We start from the raw sequence: 13574 nt of genomic DNA, 5'->3' as shown, positions 1-13574 counted from the left end.
GGGGCGGGCGCTCAGGACGCGACGACGTCGTCTTCGAGCGAGAACAGCGTGCGCAGGTGACGGGCGACACCCGCGTCGAAGTTGTTGCCGATCCGGGGAATGTGCGGCAACCGCGCCACCAGATCGGGGTTCGCGTTGTTCATCATGAACGCGTGACCGGCGGTTTCGAGCAGGTCGATGTCGTTCATGTTGTCGCCGAACGCGATGCAGTGGCCGGTATCGACGCCGAGCCGCGCGAGCACGGTGCGCAGCGCGCGCCCCTTCGACACGTTCGCGGTCATCACTTCGAGGCAGTCGGGCAGCGAGTACGTGACGTACAGCGTATCGCCGAACTGCATGCGCATCTGCTCGGCGACGACCGCCAGATCGGCCGGTTCGCCGATATACAGCACCTTCGCGATATCCGCGCCGTCGTGCGCGGCCATGTCGATCACGTCGTACCGGAAGCCCGAATCCTGGTGGAATGCGAGCAGGTGCGGCGCTTCGCGATCGATCAACCAGCCGTCGTTGGTGAACAGGTTGACGATCACGCGGCCGTGCGCGCCGACGACTTCCGGCTGCACAAGGCGGCGCACGATCGCTGCGTCGACGTTCTGCGCATGGATCGTCGTGTCGTCCGGCGTATGCACGCGTGCGCCGTTCGACGTGATCAGGTACGGCCGGATGCCGAGCACGTCGCGAATGCCGGCGACGTCCGCATAGTGGCGCCCCGTGGCGATCACGAACTGCACGCCGTCGCGGTCGAGCCGGCGAACGGTGTCGATCGTATACGGGTCGAGCTGGTGGTCGCTGTTCAGCAGCGTACCGTCGAGATCGGTGGCGATGACTTTATACATGGGGCGGGAGAGCGGCGCTCGCGGCACGGAAGAAGCGTCATTTTAACGTCGTGCCCCGCAGCGCGCCGGACGGTTGCCGGCCACGCGCCGCCCGGGGCGCTGCCGCGGCGCGGCATCCATCCCGCTCGCGCCCCGCCCGGCTCAGCCGCCCTGCGCCGCGCGCAATGCCTGCAGCGCGAGCCGCAGCGCGCCATGCGCCGAATCGTCGAGCGGCGCGCGCAGCCGGGCGGCGTGCCGCGCCGGCACGGCCGGCGCGAGCGCGTCGGCCAGCCCGCCGCACAGCGCGACCGGCAGCGCCTGCCGAGGATCGAGCGCGTCGATCATCTTGCCGATCTCGTCGCCGGCCTGCGCGATCAGCGCGCTCGCGACCGGATGCGTGCGGTGCGCGAACACGACCGGCGCGAGACGCGCGTAGATCGTCTGGTTCGCGTCGCACGACCACTGAACGAGCGCGTCGCGATCCCGCGCACCCGTTTCCGCGAGCAGGGCCGCGGCAAACGCGTCGCGCGGCACGCGGCCGTCGAGCGCCTGTTGCGCATAGGCGAGCGCGCGCACGCCGAGCCACGCGCCGCTCGCCTCGTCGCCGGACGGAAAGCCGAAACCGCCCGCGATCCGGCACGCGCCGCCCGCATCGAGCGCCGCCGCGATGCTGCCGGTGCCGAGCGCGACGATGAGCCCCGGCGCGCCGCCATGCGCGCCGACGACGGTCGTATACGCATCGCTCTCGATCGCGAGCGCGCCGAGCGGCGCCCGCGCGCGGAATGCAGCAAGCCACGCCGCGTTGTTGACGCCCGCGAGCCCGCAGCCGAGCGCGCACTGCGCCCAGTCGAACGCGAGGCCGGCGTGCGTGAACGCGTCCGCGCACGCCGCGCCGATCGACGCCCATGCGCGCTCGATGCCGAGACCGAGCCCCGACGGGCCGCCGCGCCCCTGCGCGAGCTCGCGCCCGTGCCGGTCGGCCAGCACCGCGCGGGTGCCCGTGCCGCCGCCGTCGATGCCGATCGCAAAAAGTAATGCCGCCATGCCTTCATCCCGCTGATTCGAACAGGCGCCAAGCTTAACCGGATCGGCGCCGCGCGCCCATCTGCCGTTCGGCCGGCTATCCCGCCAAAAGGGCTTCCGCTATGCTGGCGCGATCGAATCGATACTGAAAACGAGGCAGACGATGTCGCAGCGGTGCAACTGGGTGAAGACGGAAGCGGACGCTCACTATCACGATACCGAGTGGGGCGTGCCGTCGCACGACGATCGCCACCTGTTCGAAATGCTGATCCTGGAAGGCGCGCAGGCCGGGCTGTCGTGGTCGACGATCCTGAACAAGCGCGCGGGCTATCGCGAGGCATTCGCCGATTTCGACGTCGATGCCGTCGCGCGCTTCACGCCCAAGCGCATCGAGAAATTGCTGGAGAACCCGGGCATCGTGCGCAACCGCGCGAAGGTTGAATCGGCGGTGACCAACGCGCGCGCGGTGCAGCGCATCCGCGAAGAACATGGGTCGCTCGCCGCGTTCCTGTGGTCGTTCGTCGGCGGCACGTCGATCCAGAATGCGTGGCAGTCGTACCGCGACGCGCCCGCCTCGACCGAGCAGTCCGACGCGCTCAGCAAGGCGCTGAAGGCGTACGGCTGCAAGTTCGTCGGCTCGACGATCTGCTATGCGCTGATGCAGGCGACCGGCATGGTCAACGATCACGAAGCCGGCTGCCCGTGCCATGCGCAATGCGCGGCGCTCGGCGGCAAGCAGCCGGCACGCCGGCGCAAGGCGGGCTGACGCGCAGGCCTGAGCGCGAAGATCGACTTCCGAACGCCGCCGCACCGCCGGCCATCGGCCGAAACAGTCGCGCCGCAACGGTCCGGGGGCTTTCCCGGCCCGCAAAAGCAAAACGGCGGAGCGGCCTCTTTCGAGGCACACTCCGCCGTTTCGCGGCGAACCGTCAGATGCTCTTAGTGGAGCTTCTTCGGCAGCATCTGGCTGCGCAGACGCTTGTGCAGGCGCTTGACGGCTGCTGCCTTCTTGCGCTTGCGGACTGCGGTCGGCTTTTCGTAAGACTGGCGCTCACGCAGTTCAGCGATCAGGCCATTTTTTTCGATAGCGCGACGAAAGCGGCGAATCGCCACTTCGAACGGCTCGTTTTCTTTCAGAAGAATCGTCGTCATGTCGTTCCTAAATTGCTTAAACGGTCAAAAACGTAGCGGCCAAGCGCCACGCACCGGCCATCCGAGCGTCCCCACAACAGGCGAAACGAGCGGAAATACGGCCTCGGAGGCCGGAAAAGAGAGGCGGAAAGCACCGCGAGTACGCTTCACAACCGCGTGCAGCGCCGCGTTTGACTGCCAGCAGACATGCCGAAACCGGCAAAGGCGTGACAGAAAATCTCAATTCAGCCCGCCATCATAGCAGGGAATCACAGACAAAACCACCCTTTTGTCGGTCACCGGCAAACGTTCCACCCCATCTCGCGATTCTCGCGCCACGGCCACCACGCCGCCCGCCATGCCCGGCGCGCCTTCGCGGCAAAACCGGCCCTTCCGTCCCGAATTTCCTCAAACATCCCTCTAAAGTTTTCGCCGGGTGCCGCCGTCAACCAGGAAAGGCGGGCAGCGCCAGACGCAAAAAAGCGCCACGCCGAAATCAGAACCTGTCTGTATCTCAGGCATTTTCCAAAACGAGGAAGCAAATGCTGAACATCAACACCAACATCCTTTCGCTGACGACGCAGACGAATCTGTCGGGCTCGCAAAGCGCACTGTCGCAAGCAATCAACCGCCTGTCTTCGGGCAAGCGCATCAACACCGCTGCTGACGATGCAGCAGGCCTGGCGATCTCGACGTCGCAAACGGCGGCAATCAATGCGCTGACGCAAGGTGTTGCAAACGCGAACAACGGCATCTCGATGATCCAGACCGCCAACGGCGCGCTGCAATCGACGGTCGACAACCTGCAGCGTATCCGTACGCTGGCGCAACAAGCAGGCGACGGCTCGCTGGATTCGAGCGCCCGCGCGAACCTGCAAGCTGAAGTGACGACGCGTCTCAGCGAAATCGACCGTGTCGCATCGCAAACGACGTTCAACAGCCAGACCATCCTGGGCGGCGCCGGCAGCGTCACGTTCCAGATCGGCGCAGCAGCGAACCAGGTCGTTACCGTCGACTTCGGCACGGCGAACTGGAACAGCACGGGCATGAGCGTGAACAGCCTGAGCGTCGCCACCCAGTCGGGCGCGCAATCGGCGATCACGGCGATCGACGCGGCACTGAAGCAAGTCAACACGTTCCAGGCAACGCTGGGCGCAGCACAGAACACGTTCCAGGCTGCGATCTCGACGACGCAAACCCAGGCAACCAACATGACCGCCGCTCGCTCGCAGATCACCGACGCGGACTTCGCGACGGAAACGGCGAACCTGAGCAAGGCGCAAGTGCTGCAACAAGCTGGTATCTCGGTTCTGGCGCAAGCGAACTCGCTGCCGCAGCAAGTCCTGAAGCTCCTCGGCTAATCGAGCAGCACCCGCGGCGGGCCACGTGCCCGCCCGCCTCCGGGCACGGCGGCGTCGCCATGCGACGCATCGCGACGCCGCCGAAACCGCCCGGACCGGAATTCTCCAGGGAGGCACGCCTCCCTCTTTGCATTGAACCGCGGCGCCCCGCCGCATCGCGCACGTTGATTGCGCGGACGACCGGAGCAACGGCATGGCCACCACGACCCCCGTCAGCAGCACGGACATCAGCACCATCCTGGCGAATGCAGGTCAATCGATCATCAGCGGCGCGACGAATTCGACGCTCGACGTCAATACGCTCGTCACGACGCTGGTGAACGCGAAGACGGCCGGGCAATTGCAGGCCCTGCAGACCCGGCAGACGAACGACAATACGCAGCTGTCCGCGATCGGCCAACTGAAGGGCGCGCTGTCCGCGCTGCAGACCGCGCTCACCGGCCTCTCGGACGGCACCGCGCTCGGCAGCCTGGCCGCGACGGCGAGCGGCACGGGCATCGCGACGACGATCAAGAGCGGCAGCGGCGCGGTGGCCGGTTCGTATTCGGTCAATGTCACGCAGCTCGCGACCGCCAACAAGCTGTCGTCGGCCGGCGTGACGTCGGCGGACACGATCTCGGCCGGCTCGCTGAGCATCACCTTCGGCAGCAACCCCGCATTCAACGTCAACGTGGCGGCCGGCGCGTCGCTGTCCGACATCGCGTCGTCGATCAACTCCGCGTCCGGCAATGCCGGCGTCACCGCGTCGGTCATCACCGGTTCGGACGGCCAGCATCTCGTGATGCAGTCGAACGCCACCGGTGCGGCCAACACGATCTCGATCACGGGCACCGGCGTCAACTCGAAACTGACGTCGGGGTACACGACGGTCACGCCGGCCGCCGACGCGAATCTGACGATCGACGGCACGCCGGTGTCGAGCGCGTCGAACAACGTGTCGGGCGCGCTGACGGGTGTCACGCTGGCGCTGTCGCAGGCAGCGGTCGGCACGACGCAAACCATCACGCTGTCGCAGGACACGGCCGCGGCGACGACCGCGATCAACAATTTCGCGACCGCGTATACCAACTTCGTGAATACCGCGAAATCGCTGTCGAGCTACGACTCGACAGCGAATACCGCCGGCCCGCTGCTCGGCGACGCGATGCTGAACACGATCAGGAGCACACTCGCGACGACGCTCAGCAGCGGCGTCACGACGGGCGGCACGACCTATGCGCTCGGCAGCATCGGCATCAACGTGGATTCGACCGGCGCGATGTCGGTCGACACCGCCGCGCTGACCACCGCGCTCAAGTCGAACAGCTCCGCGGTGACGGCGATCTTCAACCAGACGAACGGCATCGCCCAGGCGCTCAATGCGAACATCAACTCGTACACGCAGACGTCCGGCCTGATCGACCAGCGCACCACCGCGATCAACGCCGATCTGAAGAGTGTGCAGAGTCAGGCGACGCAACTGCAGAGCTACTCGGACCAGTTGACCAAGCAATACAATGCGCAGTTCACCGCGCTGAACACGCTGATGGCGACGATGGCGAACAACACCCGCTACCTGACCCAGCTGTTCGGCGGCCAGAACAGCGCCGGCACGCTGGCCAACAACAAGTAAACGTTGGCCGCCCCCTTCGGAGCAGAACCATGACGAACGACACCCTGTCCCGCGCCTTCGATCTGACCCGTGCCATGCAGTCGGCGGCCGATGCGCGCGACTGGGTGCGCGTCGCGGCCCTCGCCGACGAACGCTCGCCGCTGCTGATGAACCTGTCCGGCGAGCAGACCCCGGACGTGCTGGACCAGGTGCGGCAGATCATGGCGATCGACGCGTCGATCACCGAGCATGCGCAGACGGACCGTGACCGCCTGGCTGCGGAATTTGCGCAGTCCCAGGAGCGGATCAAGGCCGCGAGCCAGTACCAGAAAGCCGGCATGCTGTGACCGGCCGGGCGTCTCGCCCGCCGCGCATTTCGAATTAAAAGACGCCGCCAGTCGAGCGGTCCGTTGTCGCCGTACCGTCGAGCCGCTTCAATGCGGCTTTTTTTCGCCTGCGGGCGGGAGCGCGAGCCGGATCGCGCCGGCTACGCCCGCGTCGCCCGCTCGACGGCCGCGTCGATCATCTCGGGCGGCCGGCCCGACGATGCGCGAGCGCGGCTTCCAACCGGGGCGCGATCCCGCTCGTCACGCGTCCCGGGGCGCCGTCTCGCCGGCCGCGTAGCGGGTCCACATGCCGTGCAGCGCGTCCTCGAGGTTGCGTGCGAAGCGCGACGCATCGCACAGCGGCGACGCCAGCGCGCGCTCGCGCAGCGTTGCACGCAGCGTCGCCAGCCCGTCGCGGTCGCGCGCGAACGCGACCGCCTTCGCGAGGTACGCATCCTCGTCTTCCGCGATCCAGTCGCCCATGCCCGCCGCGTGCAGCAGGCTTTCGCAAATGTGCGTGACGAACCGGCTGCCCTTCATCCCGAGCACCGGCACGCCCATCCACAGCGCTTCGGCCGTGGTCGTGCCGCCCGGGTACGGGAACGGGCTCAGCGCGATGTCGATGCGGTTATACGCGGCGAAGTACTCCGCACGCGGCGAACCGCCTTCGAGAATCAGCCGATCCGCCCCGACGCCGTGCCGCGCGAAGCGGTCGAGCGTCGCCTGGTTCACGTCGCCGGCGCCGAGCTCATGGGCCTTCAGCAGCAGGCGTGCGTCCGGCAGTGCGTGCAGGATGCGCGACCACAGCGCGACGACCTCGTCGCTGACCTTGATCAGCTTGCCGAAGCAGCCGAACGTGACGCCGCCATGAGCCGCCATCGGCAGCGGGCCGACCGCGACATCGTACGGCGGCGGCGTGAAGCACAGGTAGCTGTCCGGCAGCCGCCACGGCCGCTCGGTGAAGTGATGCGCCTCGTCGGCCGGTAGCGTATGCGCATCGCCGATGAAATAGTCGATCGCGCGGCAACCGGTCGTCGCGAAGAAACCGAGCCAGCTCGCCTGCACCGGCGCGGGCTTGTGCCCGAAGATCGGCAGGCCGCTCCAGTTGGTGTGGCCTGCCATATCGATCAGGATGTCGATACCGTCGCCGCGAATCAGTTGCGCGGCCTCCTCGCGGCCCAGGCTGACCACCTTCTTCCAGCTCGCGAAGTTCGGCCTGAGCCGCGCGGTCACGTCGTCCTCGCCGACGAAGGTCACATAGGCATGCGGCTCGATGCGCGACCGGTCGATCCGCGCGAGCACGCTTTCCAGGAAGATGCCGACCGGGTGCTGGCGCAGGTCGCCCGACACGAAGCCGACGCGCAGCGGCCGCCCCTGCGCCTGCGCGACGCGCTGCGCGCGGTCGTGCTCGAACGGGTGCGCATCGCGCTCGAGATGCTCGCCGTAGCGGCGCGCTTCGACGACCCACTCCTGCGGCTCGAACGCGGGTGAGCTCGACATGTTGAACAGCATCCGCGAGTACGCGCGATGCACGTCGTGCCGGATCGCCGAGCGGAACGCATCCAGCGCGCCGGCGAGGTCCCCTTTCGCCCACAGGATGTCGCCGAGCGTCATCTGGACCTTCAGCGGATCGATGCCGAGCGCCCTCGCGATCTCGGTGTGCTTCATCGCCTCGTCGAGCTTCTCGAGCCGAAACAGCGCGGCGGCGAGGTTGTGATGCGCGTCGGCATCGTCCGGGTTCAGGTCGATCGCGTGCCGGTGGCTCAACTCCGCGGCGGCCAGCAAATTGAGGTTGTGATACGCGAAGCCAAGGAAGTTGTATGCGTCGGCCAGTTCGGGATCGAGCTCGATCGCACGCCGGCACACCTGCACCGCCTGCCCGTATTCGCCCTGCTGGTTGCGCAAATCGCCGAGCCACGCCCATGCCTGTGCATGCGCGGGGTCGATCGCGACCGCCTGCTCGAGCAGCTCGAGCGCCTTGTCGAAATCGCCGATGCGCTGCAGCAACCTTGCCAGCACGCAGTGCGCGTCTGCGTCGCCCGGATCGAGCCCCTCGCGCGCATGGTCGATCGCGCCATGCAGATCGCCGGCCGCGCGCAGCGTCGCGCTCAGCCCCCGGTGCGCGACACGGAAGCCCGGTTGCAGCGCGATGGCGCGACGATAGGCATCCGCAGCATCCTCGAATTTCTCCTGCGCATGCAGCGCGTTGCCGAGATTGCAGTACGCATCCGCGTACTGCGGCTGGTGCGCGACGGCCTTCGCGTAGCTCGCGGCCGCCGCTTCGTGCTCGCCCAGGTCCTGCAGCGCGTTGCCGAGATTGTTGTACGCCTCCGCATAACCGGGGCGCAGCTCGATCGCGCGCGCGCAGCTCTGCATCGCGGCCGCCGGCTCGCGTGCATCGCGCAACGCGTTGCCGAGGTTGTTGTGCGCCTCCGGATAGTCCGGTCGCAGCCCCACCGCGCGCCGGTAGTGCGCGATCGCGTCGTCGAGTCGGCCGCTTTCGCGCAGCATGTTGCCCAGGTTGTTGAAGTACGACGCATCCGGCCGCTCGACGAGCGATTGCTCCATCAGCGCGAGCCCCGCGTCGTACTGCTTCAGCTGGCATGCGAGCAGCCCGAGGAAATGCAGTGCATCCGGCTGGCCCGGCTGCGCGGCGAGGATCGCGTCGTACAGCGTCTTCGCTTCCGCGAGACGCCCCGCCTGATGATGCGCCAGCGCGGACTGCAGCGTGTCGTGGATATCGTTCATGCTTCCTGTTCCGAGTTCGTATAGCGTTGCCACATGGCGAGGAACGCCGCTTCGAGATGCGCCGCGAACCGGCGCGCGTCGCACAACGGCGACGCGAGCAGCTGCGCACGCAGGCTCGCGCGCAGCGCCGCGAGGCGCTCGCGATCGTGCCCCGCCGCGATCGCCTTCGCGACATAGCCGTCCTCGCCGTCAGCAACCCATTCGCCCATGCCCGCCGCATGCAGCACGCTTTCGCAGATGTGCGTGACAAAGCGCCCGCCCTTCATGCCGAGCACCGGCACACCCATCCACAGCGCTTCGGCCGTGGTCGTGCCGCCCGGGTACGGGAACGGGCTCAGCGCGACGTCGATGCGGTTATACGCGCCGAAGTATTCCGCGCGCGGCGAACCGCCCTCGAGGATCAGCCGGTCCGCGTCGATGCCATGCCGCGCGAAGCGTGCGGCGGTCGCGTCGCGCACGCCCTCGCGACCGAGTTCGTGCGCCTTGAGCAGCAGCCGCGCGTTCGGCAGCGCGTGCAGGATGCGCGACCACGCGCGCACGACGTCGTCGCCGATCTTCACGAGCTGGCCGAAGCAACCTAACGTCGGATGGCCGCTCGCCGCCATCGGCAGCGGGCCGACCTCGACGTCGCAGGCCGGCGGCGTGAAGCACAGGAAGCTGTCCGGCAGCCGCCACGGCTTCTCGACGAAGTGATGCGCTTCGGCGTCCGGCAGCGTGTAGCGGTCGCCGATGAAGTAGTCGATCGCGTCGCAGCCGGTCGACGCGAAGAAGCCGAGCCAGCTCGCCTGCACCGGCGCCGGTTTCCAGCCGAACACGGGGAGCCCGCTCGATTGCGTATGGCCCGCGAGGTCGACGAGAACGTCGATTTCGTCGTCGTGAATCATCCGCGCGGCCACGTCCGGACCCAGCGCGGCGATCGAGCGCCAGCCGTTCGCGTGCGGCTTCAATTTCGCGGTGATCGCGTCCTCCTCGTCCGTGGTCACGTACACGCGCAGGTCGATGCGCGTGCGCTCGAGGTGCGCGAGCACGCTTTCCAGGAAGATCCCGACCGGGTGCAGGCGCAGGTCGCCGGACACGAAGCCGACACGCAGCGGCCGCCCTTGCGCGCGCGCGCCCCGCTCGCGCGGATCGTGCGCATGGCGCGTCGAACGCGCGGCCAGGTGCCGGCCGTAGCGCCGCGCGTCGGCCAGATAGTCGGCGGGGTTCACGCAAGCGGACGCCGCCGCGCTGAACAGCAGCCGGTTCAGCACGGTCGCCGCGACGTCGTCGGCATCGTCGCGCACCAGCGCGAGCGCGTCGCGATAGGCGTGGACCGCGGCATCGACGTTGCCCTGCGCGCGCAGGATGTCGCCGAGATTGACGTGCATCAACACGGCCGGCGGGCCGGCCTGCAACGCCCGCCGGCAATACACGAGCGCCTCGTCGAGCCGCTGCAGCTTCAGCAGCACGACGGACAGGTTGTGACACGCGCCGGCGTCCGCCGGATTGAGCGTGACGGCCGTGCGATGGCACGCTTGCGCATCCTCGAGCCGGTTCAGTCCGTGATACGCGTTGCCCGCGTGGTTATGTGCGTCGCCGAGGTTCGGCGCGAGCCGGATCGCGTCCTGCGCATGCGCGAGCGCTTCCGCGCAGCGCAGTTGCTTGTGACGCACGGCGCTCAGGTTCGCGTGGGCCATCGCCATCGACGCATCCAGCTCGATCGCGCGGCCGTAATGCGTGGCGGCGCCATCGAGGTCGCCCAGATCCTGCAGCGCATTGCCGAGGTTGTTGTACGCCTCCGCGTAACCGGGGCGCAACGCGATCGCGCGCGCGCAGCTCTGCATCGCGGCCGCCGGCTCGTGCGCGTCGCGCAACGCGTTGCCGAGGTTGTTGTGCGCCTCCGGATAGTCCGGCCGCAGCGCCACCGCGCGCCGATAGTGCGCGATCGCGTCGTCGAGCCGGCCGCTTTCGCGCAGCATGTTGCCCAGGTTGTTGAAGTACGACGCGTCCGGCCGCTCGACGAGCGATTGCTCCATCAGCGCGAGCCCCGCGTCGTACTGCTTCAACTGGCACGCGAGCAGCCCGAGGAAATGCAGCGCATCCGGCTGGCCCGGCTGCGCGGCGAGGATCGCGTCGTACAGCGTCTTCGCTTCCGCGAGACGCCCCGCCTGATGATGCGCGAGCGCGGCCTGCAATGCCTGTCCTGTTCCGTCCATCTCGTCTGTCCTGCTCAATAGGGATGCAGTTCGCGTCGGAAGTCGATCGGCCTGCCGCCGTGCCCGATCATCACCGCCGGCGCCGCAATCCCGTCGCGCGCCATCCTGACGACGGTGTCGCGCACGCGCCGCCGGTCGGAATGACGATCACGTCGGCCGGCGCGGTGTTCAGCGCGGGAGCGCCATGTTCCGCTTGCCGCCAACGTGGAAATGCCCACGCCCGTCAAGTCGTGAGCGGCCTCACACGGATGCGACCCGCGCGGCTTCGACGTGCCGCGCCCACATGCCGTGCAGTGCGTCCTCGAAGTGGCGCGCGAAGCGGGGCGCGTCGCACAGCGGCGACGCGAGCACCTGCGCGCGCAGCGTCGTGCGCAGCGCCGCCAGCTCGGCGGGCTGGCCGACCTGCGCGACGGCCTTCGCGACATACGCGGCGTCGTCGTCCGCGATCCACTCGGGCAGCCGCGCCGAATGCAGCATGCTCTCGGCGATGTGCGACAGGAAGCGCTCGCCGCGCCGGCACACCACGGGCACGCCCATCCACAGCGCTTCGGCGGTCGTCGTGCCGCCCGGATACGGGAACGGGCTCAGCATCAGGTCGACACGCCAGTACGCGGCCAGGTATTCGGCGCGCGGCGAGCGGCCTTCGAAGATCAGGCGCTGCGCGTCGATGCCGTGCGCCGCGAAGCGCGCGGCAAGCGCCTGCTGCTCGCGCGGATCGTCGAGATGCTCGGCCTTCACGAACAGCTTCGCGCCCGTGACCGATTGCAGCACGCGCGACCAGACCGCGACGACCTGATCGGTGATCTTCGCGAGCTTGCCGAAATAGCCGAAGGTCGGATGGCCGTTCGCGAGCATCGGCAGCGCGCCGACGTCGACAGGCTCGGCCGGCGGCGTAAAGCACAGATAGCTGTCCGGCAGATGCCACGGCCGCTCGGTGAAATGCGCGGCCTCGGCGGGCGGCAGCACGTGACGGTCGCCGATCACGTAGTCGATCGCGCCCACGCCGGTGCTCGCGAAATAACCGGGCCAGCTCGCCTGCAGCGGCGCCGGCTTCCACGCGAACAGCGGCAGGCGGTTGTAGACCGTGTGGCCCGCCGCGTCGAGCAGCACGTCGATGCGGTCCGCGCGGACACGCGCAGCCGCCGCTTCGTCGCTCAGGCCGGCGATGCTGGTCCACGTCGAGAAGGCCGGCTTGATGCGGGCGGTCACGTCGTCCTCGACGTCGCGCGTCGGGTACGCATGCATCTCGATCCGGTTCGGGTCGAGATGCTTCAGCATGCTCTCGATGAAATAGCCGACCGGATGCGACTTCAGGTCGCCCGACACGATGCCGACCTTCAGCGGCCGCCCGAGCCGGGGAGCCAGGTCGACGAGCCAATCCGTCCACGGCTTCGCGCACCGCGTGACGAGTTCGTCGTAGCGCGCGGCCTCGGCGAGATAGGCGTCGTGGTCGAACGCTTCGCTGCAGTGGCTCGCGAACAGCAGGTTGCTGCGCGGCTCCGGCAGTTCGGGGCGCAGCGCGACCGCGTGCCGGTAGGCCTCGAGCGCGGCCGGAATCTCGTTCAGGTCGAACAGCGCATTCGCAAGATTGTTGTAGGCCTGGCCGTTGTCCGGCTTCAGCGCAATGGCCTGGCAGAACGCATCGACGGCCGCGCGGACGTCGCCGGCGAGCCGCAGCGCGTTGCCGAGGTTGTTGTACGCATCGACGTAGTCGGGTCGCAGCTCGATCGCGAGACGGAAGCACTCGGCGGCGGCGGCGTGACGGTTGTCCGCCTGCATCACGTTGCCGAGGTTGTAGTAGTACATCGCGTCGGGCCGGATCTCGATCGCCGCCATGATCAGGTCGGATGCCTCCTGATAGCGTCCGTACTGATGGCCGATCAGGCCGAGGAGGTGAAGCGCGTCCGCGTGCCGGGGATCGGTGTCGAGAATCTGCCGGTACAGCGTCTCGGCCTCTTCCAGCCGTTCGGCCTGATGGTGCGCCAGCGCCTGTTCGATCGTGGCGGCGGCGGGGGAGGTGGGCATCATGAGCTATGTCGTCCTGGTAGCCAATACGGGATTCGAATCGCGGCCGGCGCCGCTGCGTCGGCACACGCCTTCGCCCGCGGACGCACGCACCGACGGTCTCCGACGTGTCCGAATTCTCCACGCGCACGCCGCGTTCCAATTTGGCGAGCAGGTGCTGGAATTGGTCGCTATTCCCGCGACTGCAAGCCGCCCCCGCGGGCGCCCCGAATTCGCGCCGGACACGCGCGCATCCATCGAAATGCGGGGTGAAACCACCCGCTAATCCGACATTCGATCCTGGCGGCGCTCGCTAGACTTGATCGTAGAAAGATGTCCGACCTGCGACGCTCGGACGGTTGCGCATTCCGATGCCGCCG

At 68.1% G+C, this 13574-nt stretch carries 12 protein-coding genes; 5 read left to right on the top strand and 7 right to left on the bottom strand.

The annotated features are described in order from the left end of the window. Positions 1-11: 11 nt before the first annotated feature. On the bottom strand, positions 12-836 hold the full coding sequence (locus CFB89_RS00795) for a Cof-type HAD-IIB family hydrolase (protein ID WP_089466374.1): 825 nt from the start codon (positions 834-836) through the stop codon (positions 12-14). 141 nt (positions 837-977) lie between these two features. Further along, positions 978-1859, bottom strand: coding sequence for a BadF/BadG/BcrA/BcrD ATPase family protein (locus tag CFB89_RS00790; RefSeq protein WP_089466373.1), 882 nt, complete (start codon positions 1857-1859; stop codon positions 978-980). A 142-nt stretch (positions 1860-2001) separates the two neighbouring features. Here CFB89_RS00790 and CFB89_RS00785 point away from each other — a divergent pair, with 142 nt between their 5' ends. Next, a complete protein-coding gene (locus CFB89_RS00785; protein WP_089466372.1) occupies positions 2002-2604 on the top strand; it encodes a DNA-3-methyladenine glycosylase I in 603 nt (200 codons plus the stop codon). Positions 2605-2777: 173 nt separating this feature from the next. Here CFB89_RS00785 and rpsU read toward each other — a convergent pair whose 3' ends face one another. Further along, the gene (gene rpsU / locus CFB89_RS00780; protein ID WP_006401410.1) at positions 2778-2990 is read right to left on the bottom strand and encodes a 30S ribosomal protein S21; all 213 of its coding nucleotides are present in this window, start codon (positions 2988-2990) and stop codon (positions 2778-2780) included. A gap of 521 nt (positions 2991-3511) precedes the next feature. Here rpsU and CFB89_RS00775 point away from each other — a divergent pair. From CFB89_RS00775 to CFB89_RS00765, 3 genes are all read left to right on the top strand, one after another. Then, positions 3512-4330 (top strand): flagellin domain-containing protein, encoded by an 819-nt coding sequence (locus CFB89_RS00775; protein ID WP_027783219.1) that lies wholly within the window; start codon positions 3512-3514, stop codon positions 4328-4330. A 193-nt stretch (positions 4331-4523) separates the two neighbouring features. Next, positions 4524-5942 carry a flagellar filament capping protein FliD gene (gene fliD, locus CFB89_RS00770; RefSeq protein ID WP_089466371.1) on the top strand — a complete coding sequence of 473 codons (1419 nt, stop codon included), beginning with the start codon at positions 4524-4526 and terminating at the stop codon, positions 5940-5942. Between the two features lie 29 nt (positions 5943-5971). After that, on the top strand, positions 5972-6268 hold the full coding sequence (locus tag CFB89_RS00765) for a flagellar protein FliT (RefSeq protein ID WP_089466370.1): 297 nt from the start codon (positions 5972-5974) through the stop codon (positions 6266-6268). A gap of 240 nt (positions 6269-6508) precedes the next feature. Here the strand turns inward: CFB89_RS00765 and CFB89_RS00760 are convergent, their stop codons facing one another. The 4 genes from CFB89_RS00760 to CFB89_RS00750 are packed head-to-tail and all read right to left on the bottom strand — an operon-like array spanning position 6509 to position 13218. Continuing rightward, positions 6509-8995, bottom strand: coding sequence for a tetratricopeptide repeat protein (locus CFB89_RS00760; RefSeq protein WP_089466369.1), 2487 nt, complete (start codon positions 8993-8995; stop codon positions 6509-6511). Then, entirely contained in the window at positions 8992-11190 is a 2199-nt protein-coding gene (locus CFB89_RS00755) for a tetratricopeptide repeat protein (RefSeq protein ID WP_089466368.1), read from the bottom strand. Before CFB89_RS00755 ends, CFB89_RS00760 begins: the two co-directional genes overlap by 4 nt. A 14-nt stretch (positions 11191-11204) precedes the next feature. After that, positions 11205-11408: a hypothetical protein gene (locus tag CFB89_RS33915; protein ID WP_179233357.1), complete on the bottom strand. Its 204-nt coding sequence runs from the start codon at positions 11406-11408 to the stop codon at positions 11205-11207. 22 nt (positions 11409-11430) lie between these two features. Beyond that, positions 11431-13218, bottom strand: coding sequence for a tetratricopeptide repeat protein (locus tag CFB89_RS00750; RefSeq protein ID WP_089466367.1), 1788 nt, complete (start codon positions 13216-13218; stop codon positions 11431-11433). Here CFB89_RS00750 and CFB89_RS33910 point away from each other — a divergent pair. Further along, entirely contained in the window at positions 13217-13480 is a 264-nt protein-coding gene (locus CFB89_RS33910) for a hypothetical protein (RefSeq protein WP_144030050.1), read from the top strand. The genes CFB89_RS00750 and CFB89_RS33910 overlap by 2 nt on opposite strands. The last annotated feature ends 94 nt before the right edge of the window (positions 13481-13574 follow it).

The organism is Burkholderia sp. AU16741, assembly GCF_002223345.1.
Lineage (GTDB): Bacteria > Pseudomonadota > Gammaproteobacteria > Burkholderiales > Burkholderiaceae > Burkholderia > Burkholderia sola.
Note: the sequence above shows the minus strand (reverse complement) of the source record. Positions and strands in the feature narration are given on the sequence as shown.

Coding starts and splice junctions, on each gene's coding strand:
- CFB89_RS00790 (WP_089466373.1), bottom strand. CDS start 1,859: ATGGCGGCATTACTTTTTGCGATCGGCATCGACGGCGGCGGCACGGGC.
- CFB89_RS00760 (WP_089466369.1), bottom strand. CDS start 8,995: ATGAACGATATCCACGACACGCTGCAGTCCGCGCTGGCGCATCATCAG.
- CFB89_RS00750 (WP_089466367.1), bottom strand. CDS start 13,218: ATGATGCCCACCTCCCCCGCCGCCGCCACGATCGAACAGGCGCTGGCG.
- CFB89_RS00765 (WP_089466370.1), top strand. CDS start 5,972: ATGACGAACGACACCCTGTCCCGCGCCTTCGATCTGACCCGTGCCATG.
- CFB89_RS33910 (WP_144030050.1), top strand. CDS start 13,217: ATGAGCTATGTCGTCCTGGTAGCCAATACGGGATTCGAATCGCGGCCG.
- CFB89_RS00785 (WP_089466372.1), top strand. CDS start 2,002: ATGTCGCAGCGGTGCAACTGGGTGAAGACGGAAGCGGACGCTCACTAT.
- CFB89_RS00775 (WP_027783219.1), top strand. CDS start 3,512: ATGCTGAACATCAACACCAACATCCTTTCGCTGACGACGCAGACGAAT.
- CFB89_RS00795 (WP_089466374.1), bottom strand. CDS start 836: ATGTATAAAGTCATCGCCACCGATCTCGACGGTACGCTGCTGAACAGC.
- fliD (WP_089466371.1), top strand. CDS start 4,524: ATGGCCACCACGACCCCCGTCAGCAGCACGGACATCAGCACCATCCTG.
- rpsU (WP_006401410.1), bottom strand. CDS start 2,990: ATGACGACGATTCTTCTGAAAGAAAACGAGCCGTTCGAAGTGGCGATT.
- CFB89_RS00755 (WP_089466368.1), bottom strand. CDS start 11,190: ATGGACGGAACAGGACAGGCATTGCAGGCCGCGCTCGCGCATCATCAG.